This window comes from Pseudobacillus sp. 179-B 2D1 NHS, from assembly GCF_045370945.1.
In the GTDB taxonomy this organism is placed as follows: Bacteria; Bacillota; Bacilli; order Bacillales; family Domibacillaceae; genus Pseudobacillus.
Genome location: NZ_JBIQDP010000008.1, coordinates 170,254 through 182,665, shown reverse-complemented (window position 1 = coordinate 182,665; position 12,412 = coordinate 170,254). Strand labels below are relative to the sequence as shown.

Here is a 12,412-nt window from a genome sequence, read left to right as displayed (position 1 = left end):
TTATGGGGCCTTAGCTCAGCTGGGAGAGCGCCTGCTTTGCACGCAGGAGGTCAGCGGTTCGATCCCGCTAGGCTCCACCAATATCTATATTATCTATTTTGGCGGTGTAGCTCAGCTGGCTAGAGCGTACGGTTCATACCCGTGAGGTCGGGGGTTCGATCCCCTCCGCCGCTACTTAATTGGACCTTTAGCTCAGTTGGTTAGAGCAGACGGCTCATAACCGTCCGGTCGCAGGTTCGAGTCCTGCAAGGTCCACCATTTAAAATAGTTACCACGGAGGAATACCCAAGTCTGGCTGAAGGGATCGGTCTTGAAAACCGACAGGCGGGTTAAACCGCGCGGGGGTTCGAATCCCTCTTCCTCCGCCATATTATCTTCATATGTATATCGTCGCGGGGTGGAGCAGTCCGGTAGCTCGTCGGGCTCATAACCCGAAGGTCGCAGGTTCAAATCCTGTCCCCGCAATCTGGTCCGGTAGTTCAGTTGGTTAGAATGCCTGCCTGTCACGCAGGAGGTCGCGGGTTCGAGTCCCGTCCGGACCGCCATTTATACATAACAGTTGATCAAACATGTGATGGCTCAGTAGCTCAGTCGGTAGAGCAATGGACTGAAAATCCATGTGTCGGCGGTTCGATTCCGTCCTGAGCCACCTTTTGTTTTTGCGGGTGTAGTTTAATGGTAAAACCTCAGCCTTCCAAGCTGATGTCGTGGGTTCGATTCCCATCACCCGCTCCATTTCATTTTAAATGGGCCTGTAGCTCAGCTGGTTAGAGCGCACGCCTGATAAGCGTGAGGTCGATGGTTCAAGTCCATTCAGGCCCACTTCGTTCCGCAGTAGCTCAGTGGTAGAGCAATCGGCTGTTAACCGATCGGTCGCAAGTTCGAATCTTGCCTGCGGAGCCATATTTTTTATGGGGAAGTACTCAAGAGGCTGAAGAGGCGCCCCTGCTAAGGGTGTAGGTCGCGTAAGCGGCGCGAGGGTTCAAATCCCTCCTTCTCCGCCATAAGGCCCGTTGGTCAAGCGGTTAAGACACCGCCCTTTCACGGCGGTAACACGGGTTCGAATCCCGTACGGGTCATAAAAACTGTTTTCATTCGCTTGAAAACAGTTTTTTTATTGTAACGATCATGAAAAGAAAGCCATTTGACTACCTAGTCAAATGGCTTTCTTTTATTTTTTGTCCTCAATATAACTGTCTTTTTCTTTATAAGGAATGTTTCCTAGAGGAGATTCTATTTCCTCCTCATCCAACTCTTCCACATAGTGCTGTTCTTTTGAAGAACGATAAAATCCTTCATTTTCTCCTTCCGCATCCGTGGCCGTAAAGTTCTCGTACTCTTCTGTAAATCCTTCGGTAACCTCTTCGATATCTTCATATAAGGTGTTATAGTCCGTGTGTCCTCTAGTAAAGTCAGCCGGGGTTTCTGAGGTTCCGTAATTTGCTGCCTCCTGGAAGCTATCTTCATAATCTTTTATTTCCTCATCTCTATGCTGGAAGCGTCCATATATGCCCGGTTGAAGAATTTCTTCTTCTACAGGCCGGTCGTCTGCCGTTGTTTTTTCTGGTGTATGCTCTACGCAATAGAGTGTAGTTGGCACAGCTTGTAAACGTTCGAAAGGAATATCCTTTCCGCATTTCATACATTTTCCGTATTTATTATTGTCAATTGCTGCTAATGCGTTTTTCACTTTTTCTAATTCACTTTCATGATGATCACTCAGTGCCTGGTTTTTTCCACGCTCATATAATTCTGTTCCTATGTCTGCAGGGTGGTTATCATACATAGATAGTTCACCTGTTGTATCCCGTTCACTACCCGCTTCAGGATCTGTTCCTTCTCTGTCTTTATGGTGAGTAAGCTGTTCTTTTTGTGTAAGCAACTCATTTTTTAATGTTTGTATCTGTTCATTTGATATCATTGCCTTCACATCCTTCTATCTTCTAATAAGTACATTCCGAAGAAATATTTCTTCTATTTCTTATTTCCTTTCTTCTCTTAGTTGAAACATACAATGCAAGTAAGGGAAAATAAGGAAGAAACAACAGCTCTTTATTGGATGAACAGCAAATAAAGGGGGAATCATTGACAGGAAGAGTTCTAGAGGTGTATCTTTAAATAGGTTTGACTAGAATGAAATAATTGATTTAAGTGCAATGGAGGAGAGTTCATTGTCTACTATAAAAAGCCAGCCGATTAAAGAAGCTTTTATACAGTCGATTCATGAAAAGCAGCATAATAAACAAACTGCTCTATTTAGTTATGTAGAAAAGATGAATTGGATGGATTCTTTACAATTTTATAAAAGCGGACGAGCACTTTATGCAGGAGAACGCTTTTTTTGGAAAGACCGCGATGGGGACGTTGAGATTGTCGGCTTAGGCAATATCTATACTATACGCAACGAAAAAACGGATCAATCACGTTATGCTGAGACAGAAGAAAAATGGAACGATATGATTAAATGTGCATTTATTCACAACTCTTTTGATGCATATGGGGTCGGTCCGGTTTTATTTGGTGGCTTTTCTTTTGATCCCAAGCAGAAACAAGAACAGGAATGGTCTAAATTTTCATCTGCTTTTTTTTATTTGCCAGAATACATGCTAACCGTATATGAAGGGGAATGTTACTTAACAACGAATGTCATTTGTCCTTCCGATGAACTAGACGAGCTCATTGATAAGCTGAAGTCTAAGAAGGACTGGCTGCTGGAGCAGGCTTGTATAGAACAAGTGGAAGAGTCTAATAGGCCCTTCACTCATGTAGAAGAGAAGGACACCGAGCAATGGAAACGGGCGGTTCATAAAGCAGTCAAGCAGATTCGCTCGGATGATGAATTAAAAAAAGTCGTGCTTGCAAGAAAGATTATGGCTGTCTTTGATGAGGAGATTGCTCAAGATCGAGTATTGGAGCGGTTAATTGAGGAGCAGCCAGACAGCTTTATTTTTTCCTTGGAAGCGATGGAATCATGCTTTCTTGGAGCCTCCCCTGAAAGGTTAGTTCGCAAGCGAGATGAGAGAGCCTTGTCTACATGTCTTGCCGGCTCTATTAAAAGAGGGCAAACAGAGGAGGAGGACCAAAACTTAGGAAATGAATTGCTGAACGATGAGAAAAATCGTATAGAACATGATTATGTTGTGCAAATGATTAAGAAAGAAATGGAAAGCTTGTGTTATACAGTAAATATTCCATCAACCCCTGGGCTGATGAAAGTCCGGGATATTCAGCACTTATATACACCTGTTACCGGTTTTACGGAAGAAAGTCGTTCTATTTTGCAATTCGTCGAAAAGCTTCACCCTACGCCTGCGCTTGGCGGGCTTCCGAATGACAAGGCGCTCCCTGTTATCCGCCAGCTTGAGAAAATGGATAGAGGTTTTTATGCAGGACCTATTGGCTGGATGGATTACCGAAAAAACGGTGAATTTGCTGTTGCCATCCGATCAGGTTTATTAAGCAAGCAACAGGCCTTTTTATATGCTGGCTGTGGGATTGTAGCAGATTCAGAGCCAGAAAGCGAATTGGCGGAAACGCATATCAAATTTCGGCCTATGTTGCGAGCGTTAGGAGAAATGGCTGATGAGTAGTAATCGAAGAAATTTAACATTATATAATGCCCACTTTATTGATGGGCTTGTAAAAGCAGGAGTAGAAAGCGCCGTGATTAGTCCGGGTTCGCGGTCTACTCCTATGGCGCTTTTGTTAGCGGAGCATCCTCAAATAAAGGTTTACATTCAGATTGATGAACGCTCTGCTGCTTTTTTTGCTCTTGGATTAGCAAAAGCCTCTGGAAAGCCAACTGCTTTATTATGCACTTCTGGCACAGCAGCAGCTAATTACTTGCCCGCAGTAGCAGAAGCTAAAAATGCACGTATCCCTCTTATTGTGCTTACATCAGACCGGCCACATGAGTTAAGAGAGGTAGGAGCACCACAATCAATTGATCAAAATCGTTTATATGGAACCCATGCAAAGTGGTTTGCTGAGATGGCCCTTCCAGATGCAGAAGAGAGTATGCTTCGCTATGTACGTATGACTGCTGCAAAAGCGGTACATATGGCTAAGCAGTCGCCAGCAGGCCCTGTACATCTAAACTTTCCTTTTCGTGAACCACTTCTTCCAGAGTATGATGGTTTATTTGAACGATTGGAAACAAAAGCCTTACCGGCTGTTCATCTTAGCGAAGGAAAACGTATCCTCCCGCAGCAAGATATAGAAGCGATCGCTGCTATTTTGAAGGAAACTGAAAAAGGGATCATTGTTTGTGGAGAACAGCAGTCAGAAGACTTTGAAAAAGCGGTAATTGAGCTGGCTGAAAAGCTGAACTATCCCATACTGGCAGATCCGCTGTCTGGTTTGCGAAGCGGCACGGCTCACTCGCGGGTCATTATAGACAGTTATGACGCTTTTCTAAGAAATGAGATAGTCAAGCAACAGGCGTCCTTTGATGTTGTTATCCGTTTCGGAGCAATGCCTGTCTCAAAAGCTCTTACCCAGTTTATCAACAGACATTCTGTCAAAATGCATTGTGTAGTGGACAGCGGTGGTGGCTGGAGAGATCCAATTGGCGCGGCTACCCACATGCTGGCTGCAGATGAGAGCGCTTTTTGTTCCGCCCTCTCCGCCTGCTTAAATGAACCGGTAAAATCAGATTCTTGGCTGCAAAGTTGGGTTCACATGAATCAAGCAGCAAGGGCAATAATGAGAAGTGTAGAGGAACACGAGGAACTCGATGAAGGGAAGCTATTTTATGAAATACTAAAGAAGCTTCCAAATGAATCGGCTTTATTTGTAGGCAATAGCATGCCAATTCGTGATCTTGATTCTTTCTTCTTTACAGATGAGCGGAGAATTCGTTTATTGGCCAACCGGGGAGCAAACGGCATCGATGGTTTAGTATCTAGCGCGCTTGGTGTGGCAGCTGTTGCTTCTCCACTTTATTTAATTTTAGGAGACCTGTCTCTCTTTCATGATTTAACCGGTTTATTGGCTGCAAAGCTAAATGGCATAAAAATGACAGTCATTGTTATTAATAATAATGGAGGCGGCATCTTTTCTTACTTGCCGCAAGCTGCTGAAGAAAAGCATTTTGAGCAATTATTTGGAACACCGGCTGATCTTGACTTTGTCCATGCAGCCAACCTGTATGGAGCTGGTTACGAAAAGGTGACAGACTTAGCTTCTCTTCACGAAAGTATGAAAAAAGCTGCAGCAGAAGAAGGGCTGTTCATTATCGAGGCAATAACCGATCGTGCAAAAAATGTAGTCGCTCACCGCGGATTATGGGAAAAGGTTTCCCAGGAAATGAACAAATTGACGGCGGGTGATGATTTTTGGAAATAATCATTCAAAAACGCCGTTATTATGTTGAAGTAAGCGGCGAAGGAGCTCCTTTGCTGCTCCTTCACGGATTTACTGGAAGTTCAGAAACATGGAAGGAAACGATAACTCATTTAAAAAGGGATTATACGTGCATCGCTGTCGATATTATTGGTCATGGAAAAAGCAGCTGCCCATTGGAGAAGGAAGCGTACAGCATTGAACTGGCAGCCGAGGATATGAAAGCGCTAATGAAGGAGCTTGGCCATCCCCGATTCCATGTTATGGGTTATTCTATGGGAGGGAGGCTGGCTCTAACGCTTGCTGTTCTTTTCCCGAAGTCTGTACAGTCTTTACTATTGGAGAGTGCTTCCCCTGGATTAAAAACGCCGGAGGAGCGCCAGGCACGGGAAAGATCAGATGAAGCGCTGGCAGAGAGAATTGAACGGGAGGGAATAGAGTCCTTCGTTGATTATTGGCAAAGGCTCCCTTTGTTCGCGACACAGAATAATTTGCCACAGTGGAAACAACAGGCTATTTATCAACAGCGCCTGAGAAACTCTGTCATTGGTCTTAGCAGGTCATTAAGAGGAATGGGAACCGGTTCACAGCCTTCCTGGTGGGAGGTTCTTCCGATGCTTCCTATGCCGGTGTTGCTTGTTACAGGAACAGAGGACGTAAAGTTTACAAAGATTGCCTCTGAAATGGCACAACTGCTTCCTTCGGCCATCTGGAAAGAAATAAAGGGAGCGGGACATGCGATTCATGTGGAAGATTCCGAGAAGTTTGGTACAATAATAAAGGAGTTTTTATCCCATACATAATAAGGAGGAAATGATATATGGCTATTAATTGGGTCAGTGAACGCGAATACGAAGATATTTTATACGAAACATACAATGGTATTGCGAAGGTAACGATTAATCGTCCTGAAGTGCATAACGCTTTTCGTCCTAAAACGGTAATGGAAATGATTGATGCTTTTGCTTATGCTCGAGATGATGAGAAAATTGGCGTCATTGTTTTAACAGGAGCCGGCGATAAAGCATTTTGTTCAGGCGGCGATCAAAAAGTGCGCGGACATGGCGGCTACGTAGGAGAAGACCAAATTCCTCGCTTGAATGTGTTGGATTTACAGCGTCTCATCCGTGTGATTCCAAAGCCGGTCGTTGCTATGGTAGCAGGTTATGCAATTGGTGGCGGACATGTTCTTCACGTTGTTTGTGATTTGACAATTGCAGCAGAAAACGCAGTATTCGGTCAAACAGGACCAAAAGTCGGCAGCTTTGATGCAGGATATGGCTCTGGTTATTTAGCTCGTATTGTCGGCCATAAAAAAGCACGTGAAATTTGGTATTTGTGCCGTCAATACAATGCCCAGGAAGCTCTTGACATGGGTCTTGTAAACACGGTTGTTCCACTTGACCAGCTTGAAGCAGAAACGGTGAAATGGTGTGAAGAAATGCTTGAAAAGAGCCCAACAGCTCTACGTTTCCTTAAAGCAGCTATGAACGCAGACACAGACGGTCTAGCTGGCCTTCAGCAGCTTGCTGGAGATGCGACACTTCTCTACTATACGACTGAGGAAGCAAAAGAAGGCAGAGACGCTTTTAAAGAAAAACGCAAGCCAGACTTTGGTCAATTCCCTAGATTTCCATAATGAAAATAAAAGCCATTTGTTCGTTCCTTAAAACAATTGCTTTCTGATTTCATTGAGGCAAGGTTCCTTATTCTTGGGAGACAAGAGGCAACAACTAGGTATATTAAAAGCGAATAATTATTTAAAACCCTCCGGCTGGCGGGTATATGTAAAAAGCTTGATGGGCAGCCATCAAGCTTTTTTGTCAGTCAGAGCGGAGCAGGAGGACTGAAGAATGGCCGACAGAGTACCCAATTGGTTAAAACAGCGGGCCTTTTTGACGCCTGATCGTCCAGCTCTGTTTTTTGAAGAAAGCACCTGGACATTTGCTCAGCTATATGAAAAGTCACTATGCTGGGCAGCTGAGTTAGAAAGAGAAGGGTTAAAAGCAGGCGTACGGGTTGGATTGCTCATACAAAACACGCCAGATGCCGTATGTGTCATCCATGCCCTCCAGCAGTTCGGCGCTGAAGCTGTTCTTTTAAATCATCGGTTAACAGCAGCTGAATTGATGTGGCAACTGGAAGATGCAGAAATAGCAGCTATTATTTATGATTCTATATATGAAAAAAAAGTCGAAAATTTGAAGGGCACCTTTGTTAGAAAAAGATTGTCTGACACTTTCGTTGCTCATCCATTTACGAGCAAGGAAGAATTTTCTCTTGAAGAGACCTGTTCCATTATGTATACATCTGGTACAACAGGGAAGCCGAAAGGGGTTCGGCAAACATATGGAAATCACTGGTGGAGTGCAACCGGCTCAGCTTTTAATTTAGGACTGCATGAGAATGACTGCTGGCTTTGTGCGGTGCCGATTTTTCATATAAGCGGCTATTCCATCTTAATGCGCAGTGTCCTTTACGGAATGCCTGTGCGTCTATATACGCATTTTGATGAGAAAGTAATTAATGAGGCGCTTAAGCGCGGCGAAGGAACTATTATTTCCGTGGTTTCAGCTATGTTGACTCGTCTTGTAGAAACACTGGAAGGAAGCTATCATCAAAATTTTCGTTGTATGCTTCTTGGTGGTGGACCGGCTCCAAAGCCGCTTCTCGAAGCTTGTGCGGAAAAGCGGATACCAGTCTTTCAAACGTATGGAATGACGGAAACTTCGTCGCAAATTGTCACGCTTCCTCCTGAGTATAGCTTGACAAAGCTAGGCTCAGCAGGAAAACCGTTGTTCCCATGCCAATTAAAAATTGATGCCCCTCCTTGCGCTGAGGGAGAAATCCTCGTTAAAGGTCCCAATGTGACGAAGGGCTATTTGAACAGGGAAGAGGCCAACCAAGCGGCTTTTATGAATGGATGGTTTCATACTGGAGACATTGGTTATATAGATGAAGATGGCTTTTTATTCGTGCTGGATCGCCGGTCTGATTTAATCATCTCTGGTGGAGAAAATGTTTATCCTGCAGAAATAGAATCTGTCCTGCTTCATCATCCGGCAATTAGAGAAGTAGGTGTTACCGGTGTGGCTGATAAGAGATGGGGAGAGGTTCCTGCGGCTTTTATCGTCGAAAGAGAATCGGTAACTGAAGAGGAGCTAAGACAGTTTTGTGAAGCACGTTTAGCGAAATATAAATGTCCGGCTTATTTTATTAAAGTGAACACATTACCGAGAAATGCTTCTAGGAAATTGCTGCGCCGACAATTAAAAGCTCAGTTTGAACATAAGAGCTGATGCCGAAAAATGATTCTTCTTATAAAAAAGATAATGCGAAAAGTCAGGCGTGTCTCTGCTTTTCGCATCATCTTTTTACTTTCAAAACGAGGCTATTCCATCATTTTCATTTGTTCGTCTCTTCTTTAAAGCTTTCTTTCTTTTTCTTGCGGTCCGCCCATGTTTCTGGAACAAGATCAAATCCGCCAGGATGAAAGGGATGACACTTTAAAATCCGAATAATTGTTAAGTATCCGCCCTTCCATGCACCAAACCGTTTGACAGCCTCCATTCCATAATGAGAGCATGTCGGATAGAAACGACAGGTTGGTGGTTTTAGTGGGGAAATCACTTTCTGATAAAATCGGATGATAAAGACAAGAAGTTGTTTCAGCATGAGACATCCGCCTTCATTTCGAATCTGATTCTTTTTTTTCGTCCTCCGGAGGCAAATGCGGGTTGTTTTCCAAGGGATCGACTGTATGTTTATACGAATAACCCTTATTCACTGTAAATACAGACAGCGCAATAACGATTCCAATTATAATAACAGAAACAATCATAATAATAACCAATTAACTTCCCTCCCAGGACTATCATATCATTTTTCTTCTTTGTCTGCAGAAAAGAATAGGGGTTTTAAAAGGCAAAAATAGTGGTAATAACTAAAGAGTAGGATAAATGACAGGAGGAATATAGTGATGTCTAACCAATTAATTGAAAGTGTCAACAAGCAAATTGCCAACTGGACAGTGATGTATACGAAATTACATAATTATCACTGGTTTGTAAAAGGCCAGCAATTCTTTGCTCTTCATGAAAAGTTCGAGGAATTTTACACAGAAGCAGGAGTTCATATTGATGAATTGGCTGAGCGTTTGCTTGCGCTTGAAGGAAAGCCAGTGGCTACGCTTAAAGAGTCATTACAAATGGCTTCTGTAAATGAAGCAGAAGGTGGAGAATCAGCAGAGCAAATGGTTCAATCTACAGTGAACGACTTTACAACAATGATTAATGAGTTGAAAGAAGCTATGGACCTTGCTGAAGAGGTGAACGATGAAACAACAGGCGATATGTTGCTTTCCATTCACCAATCACTTGAAAAGCATGTCTGGATGTTGAAGTCTTTCTTAGGAAAATAATTGTAAAAAGGATGCTTCCGTGGGGAGCATCCTTTTTAATGATCATCATAAGCAGCATCAACTAAATGGCAATAAAAGAATGCCCCCACCACTGGGAGCACTTGGTTTACTAATAAGTATTCGCTCGACTGCCATCTTATAGAGGCGCCGCTTTTTCTTCAACAAACGATACCAGTTCATGTATAGAGAAATCAATTTATTTGTCCTCCAAAGGTTCTTGCCATTGGAGAAATTTTTTATGTATTTAATGGTACATGCGCTTATCGCCAAGATTGTCTTCTATATCGTACATATCAAACTTTTGCTTTAACGCTTCAAATAGATAGAGGCGGAAAAAATAAGCTAGCTCCTCCTCGTTTAATTCTTTAATTATATTTAAAATTTCTTTTTGAGAGAGCTGTTCAAGTACAGCTAAGGTAATCATGTCTAAGTCTTCTTCTGTTCCCTGAAGTTTTCCGCGGTAAATTTCAAACAGTTCATCTACCAGTTTCAATTTGACCATCTCCTTTGTTTTAGTGTAGATGCGTTCTCTCTCCTGTCCCTTTATTAACATTTATACCCTAATTCAGCCGAATAAACCAATGAATAAGTACGAAGAGAAAATGATTCATTTCATTCATTTTTATAAATAGACAGGGAACGATAAGCAGAGGAGGTGTCTAACATGGAAGAAGAGAAAAATGAATATTATATTTCGCTTGCTAACGGGGAGATTATGAGGCAGCCAACAGTATCTCCCTGGAATTTTAAAATTTATGCAACAGATGTTGAAATTACAGAATTGAGAGAGCTATTTGATGCTAACTATACAACGGAATGGGCGAATTTTTTCCGAGCCCATATTCCTTACCGGGAATACCACAAAGACAAGGAAAACGACCAATATGATGAACATATGGAAAAGATTTATAAAATCATTTATAAACTTGGAGATGAAGAAGCAAAGCAGTATGTAAAAGAGGTGTGGGAAATGTAATAAGTAGGACTTTGTTCGCCCTGGAAGAGAAAAATAAGGTATAATAAATTCAAACTTGAGAAACTTTGCAAGCGGCTCTGTTTGTGAATGTGGAATGGAGACAGGGGGAGGGCATGGTTGAATTTATAGATAAAAATGGCTGCCGGGTGACGCTCGCTTTCGAGCGCGAGGCCTTTTCATTGCCTGCCCGGCATGTCATTGTTTTTTGTCGTTTCAAGCAAAAATGGCTACTGACACTCCATTCGAAGAGAGGGTTCGAATTTCCCGGAGGCAAGGTAGAAGAAGGGGAAACGATTGAAGAGGCAGCCAATAGAGAAGTGTTTGAAGAGACAGGAGCATTCATCGAAGAATTGCGGTTTGTGGGCGAGTATTTTGTGAGAAGGCCAAAAAATCCCTTTGTAAAGGCGATTTTTTTTGCGAAAATAAGGGAAATAGAAAAAAAAGACGACTATTTGGAGACAGCTGGTCCAGTTTTGTTTGGCCAAAACTTGCGTGTAGAAAGAATGGCTGAGTGTTTCAGCTTTTTAATGCAAGATGAAGTGGTTGAGAGGACATTGGATTTTTTGCTCGATAAACAATGGCTGAAATGAGAAGGAATGGGGTGATGAAATGGAAAGAATAATTGAAAGCTTTCGTTTCCCTTCCCCAAATCCGCATGTTATCCTATCGATGGTTACTTACTGGTCGGACGGATTAAAAGTCAAGGGGCTTCTGGCAGAACCAGCAACAGAAGGTACATATGACGGTTTTCTTTATTTGCGGGGCGGAATAAAAAATGTGGGGATGGTTCGCCCTGCCCGCATTGCTCAGTTTGCTTCTGAAGGTTTTATCGTTTTCGCTCCTTTTTATCGTGGCAATCGCGGTGGAGAAGGGAATGAAGATTTTGCTGGAGAAGATAGAGAAGACGCCTTTGCTGGTTTCGACCTGTTGGAATCCCATCCGCGTGTAACGAATCGGGTCCATATTTTTGGATTTTCTAGAGGTGGGGTCATGGCATTGCTCACTGCTCTTGAAAAGGAACAGGCTGCTTCGGTGGTAACATGGGGAGGAGTAGCTGATATGGTATTAACCTACCAGGAAAGAAAAGATTTACGCCGGATGATGAAAAGGGTAATTGGAGCGAGCCCTTATAAACAGGAAGAGCTATATAATTGGCGTACCCCACTTTATCAACTTGAGAGGCTAAAAGCGCCTGTCCTGATTATCCACGGATTAAAAGACAAAAATGTTTCACCTGAGCACGCATTTCGTTTAGAGGAGAGGCTGAAAGAAGTAGAACATCCGGCTGAAACATGGTATTTTGATCAATATGATCACTATTTCCCACCGGCAATTAACCGAAAGATTGTAGCTGATTTATGTGAATGGATGAAAAAACAAGATAAAAAAGAATAACAAGGAGGGGACTGGCATGGGGATGCCAATGGAACTAAATACAATGATTGTGACAAAGGGGAAGGAGCATAGAAAAGAAGAAAATTTATTTTCCTTGAAAAAAGAAGGATACCGCTTGTACCCTATAGATATTCCTATTCATGTTTATAAAACAAGAGACGGAGATATTACGGGCACAGCTATTATTGAAAAAATTGAATGGCAAAAAGATCATACAGAGATTACATACAGGCTGATTTCCTTAAATTCAACAAACTAATAAACAGAGCGGCGGAAGC

At 42.7% G+C, this 12,412-nt stretch carries 14 protein-coding genes and 12 tRNA genes; 22 read left to right on the top strand and 4 right to left on the bottom strand.

Features of this window, described 5'->3' with window-relative positions; translation table 11 throughout:
• The first annotated feature begins 4 nt into the window (after positions 1 to 4).
• The 12 genes from ACH0BF_RS10730 (at position 5) to ACH0BF_RS10675 (ending at position 1,079) form a co-directional block, all read left to right on the top strand.
• Positions 5 to 80: transfer RNA gene (locus tag ACH0BF_RS10730), tRNA-Ala, on the top strand.
• A gap of 20 nt (positions 81 to 100) precedes the next feature.
• Positions 101 to 174, top strand: a tRNA-Met gene (locus ACH0BF_RS10725).
• Positions 175 to 181: 7 nt separating this feature from the next.
• Positions 182 to 258 (top strand) — tRNA-Ile (locus ACH0BF_RS10720).
• A gap of 17 nt (positions 259 to 275) precedes the next feature.
• A tRNA-Ser gene (locus ACH0BF_RS10715) sits at positions 276 to 368 on the top strand.
• A 23-nt stretch (positions 369 to 391) separates the two neighbouring features.
• Positions 392 to 465, top strand: a tRNA-Met gene (locus ACH0BF_RS10710).
• A 3-nt stretch (positions 466 to 468) separates the two neighbouring features.
• Positions 469 to 545, top strand: a tRNA-Asp gene (locus ACH0BF_RS10705).
• A 31-nt stretch (positions 546 to 576) separates the two neighbouring features.
• Positions 577 to 649: transfer RNA gene (locus ACH0BF_RS10700), tRNA-Phe, on the top strand.
• Between the two features lie 12 nt (positions 650 to 661).
• Positions 662 to 735, top strand: a tRNA-Gly gene (locus ACH0BF_RS10695).
• A gap of 13 nt (positions 736 to 748) precedes the next feature.
• Positions 749 to 822 (top strand) — tRNA-Ile (locus ACH0BF_RS10690).
• Between the two features lie 6 nt (positions 823 to 828).
• Positions 829 to 903, top strand: a tRNA-Asn gene (locus ACH0BF_RS10685).
• Positions 904 to 913: 10 nt separating this feature from the next.
• Positions 914 to 1,004: transfer RNA gene (locus tag ACH0BF_RS10680), tRNA-Ser, on the top strand.
• 3 nt (positions 1,005 to 1,007) lie between these two features.
• A tRNA-Glu gene (locus ACH0BF_RS10675) sits at positions 1,008 to 1,079 on the top strand.
• Positions 1,080 to 1,171: 92 nt separating this feature from the next.
• On the opposite strand, the gene ACH0BF_RS10670 is transcribed toward ACH0BF_RS10675, so the two are convergent.
• The gene (locus tag ACH0BF_RS10670; RefSeq protein ID WP_406909363.1) at positions 1,172 to 1,921 is read right to left on the bottom strand and encodes a TraR/DksA C4-type zinc finger protein; all 750 of its coding nucleotides are present in this window, start codon (positions 1,919 to 1,921) and stop codon (positions 1,172 to 1,174) included.
• A 250-nt stretch (positions 1,922 to 2,171) separates the two neighbouring features.
• Between ACH0BF_RS10670 and ACH0BF_RS10665 the strand changes: the two genes are divergently transcribed.
• From ACH0BF_RS10665 to ACH0BF_RS10645, 5 genes are all read left to right on the top strand, one after another.
• Complete coding sequence (locus ACH0BF_RS10665; RefSeq protein WP_406909362.1) at positions 2,172 to 3,590, top strand: isochorismate synthase; 1,419 nt, start codon at positions 2,172 to 2,174, stop codon at positions 3,588 to 3,590.
• Positions 3,583 to 5,346, top strand: a complete 1,764-nt coding sequence (gene menD, locus ACH0BF_RS10660) for a 2-succinyl-5-enolpyruvyl-6-hydroxy-3-cyclohexene-1-carboxylic-acid synthase (protein WP_406909361.1) — start codon at positions 3,583 to 3,585, stop codon at positions 5,344 to 5,346. Before ACH0BF_RS10665 ends, menD begins: the two co-directional genes overlap by 8 nt.
• On the top strand, positions 5,337 to 6,146 hold the full coding sequence (gene menH, locus ACH0BF_RS10655) for a 2-succinyl-6-hydroxy-2,4-cyclohexadiene-1-carboxylate synthase (protein ID WP_406909360.1): 810 nt from the start codon (positions 5,337 to 5,339) through the stop codon (positions 6,144 to 6,146). The genes menD and menH overlap by 10 nt, the downstream gene beginning before the upstream one ends.
• A 17-nt stretch (positions 6,147 to 6,163) precedes the next feature.
• Positions 6,164 to 6,982, top strand: a complete 819-nt coding sequence (gene menB / locus ACH0BF_RS10650) for a 1,4-dihydroxy-2-naphthoyl-CoA synthase (protein ID WP_120033956.1) — start codon at positions 6,164 to 6,166, stop codon at positions 6,980 to 6,982.
• A gap of 214 nt (positions 6,983 to 7,196) precedes the next feature.
• Entirely contained in the window at positions 7,197 to 8,642 is a 1,446-nt protein-coding gene (locus tag ACH0BF_RS10645; protein ID WP_120033954.1) for an o-succinylbenzoate--CoA ligase, read from the top strand.
• A gap of 106 nt (positions 8,643 to 8,748) precedes the next feature.
• Here the strand turns inward: ACH0BF_RS10645 and yidD are convergent, their stop codons facing one another.
• Both yidD and ytzI read right to left on the bottom strand, forming a co-directional pair.
• Complete coding sequence (gene yidD, locus ACH0BF_RS10640; RefSeq protein WP_120033952.1) at positions 8,749 to 9,018, bottom strand: membrane protein insertion efficiency factor YidD; 270 nt, start codon at positions 9,016 to 9,018, stop codon at positions 8,749 to 8,751.
• Positions 9,019 to 9,031: 13 nt separating this feature from the next.
• Positions 9,032 to 9,196: a YtzI protein gene (ytzI, locus tag ACH0BF_RS10635; RefSeq protein ID WP_120033950.1), complete on the bottom strand. Its 165-nt coding sequence runs from the start codon at positions 9,194 to 9,196 to the stop codon at positions 9,032 to 9,034.
• Between the two features lie 126 nt (positions 9,197 to 9,322).
• Between ytzI and ACH0BF_RS10630 the strand changes: the two genes are divergently transcribed.
• Positions 9,323 to 9,763, top strand: coding sequence for a Dps family protein (locus ACH0BF_RS10630; protein ID WP_120033948.1), 441 nt, complete (start codon positions 9,323 to 9,325; stop codon positions 9,761 to 9,763).
• 244 nt (positions 9,764 to 10,007) lie between these two features.
• On the opposite strand, the gene ACH0BF_RS10625 is transcribed toward ACH0BF_RS10630, so the two are convergent.
• On the bottom strand, positions 10,008 to 10,256 hold the full coding sequence (locus ACH0BF_RS10625) for a DUF6154 family protein (protein ID WP_120033946.1): 249 nt from the start codon (positions 10,254 to 10,256) through the stop codon (positions 10,008 to 10,010).
• Positions 10,257 to 10,427: 171 nt separating this feature from the next.
• Here ACH0BF_RS10625 and ACH0BF_RS10620 point away from each other — a divergent pair, with 171 nt between their 5' ends.
• The 4 genes from ACH0BF_RS10620 (at position 10,428) to ACH0BF_RS10605 (ending at position 12,393) form a co-directional block, all read left to right on the top strand.
• The gene (locus ACH0BF_RS10620; RefSeq protein ID WP_120033944.1) at positions 10,428 to 10,739 is read left to right on the top strand and encodes a hydrolase; all 312 of its coding nucleotides are present in this window, start codon (positions 10,428 to 10,430) and stop codon (positions 10,737 to 10,739) included.
• 113 nt (positions 10,740 to 10,852) lie between these two features.
• Positions 10,853 to 11,329 (top strand): RNA deprotection pyrophosphohydrolase, encoded by a 477-nt coding sequence (ytkD, locus tag ACH0BF_RS10615; RefSeq protein WP_120033942.1) that lies wholly within the window; start codon positions 10,853 to 10,855, stop codon positions 11,327 to 11,329.
• A gap of 19 nt (positions 11,330 to 11,348) precedes the next feature.
• Positions 11,349 to 12,134 carry an alpha/beta hydrolase family protein gene (locus ACH0BF_RS10610; RefSeq protein WP_340852782.1) on the top strand — a complete coding sequence of 262 codons (786 nt, stop codon included), beginning with the start codon at positions 11,349 to 11,351 and terminating at the stop codon, positions 12,132 to 12,134.
• A 16-nt stretch (positions 12,135 to 12,150) separates the two neighbouring features.
• Positions 12,151 to 12,393, top strand: coding sequence for a DUF2584 domain-containing protein (locus ACH0BF_RS10605; protein WP_406909359.1), 243 nt, complete (start codon positions 12,151 to 12,153; stop codon positions 12,391 to 12,393).
• The last annotated feature ends 19 nt before the right edge of the window (positions 12,394 to 12,412 follow it).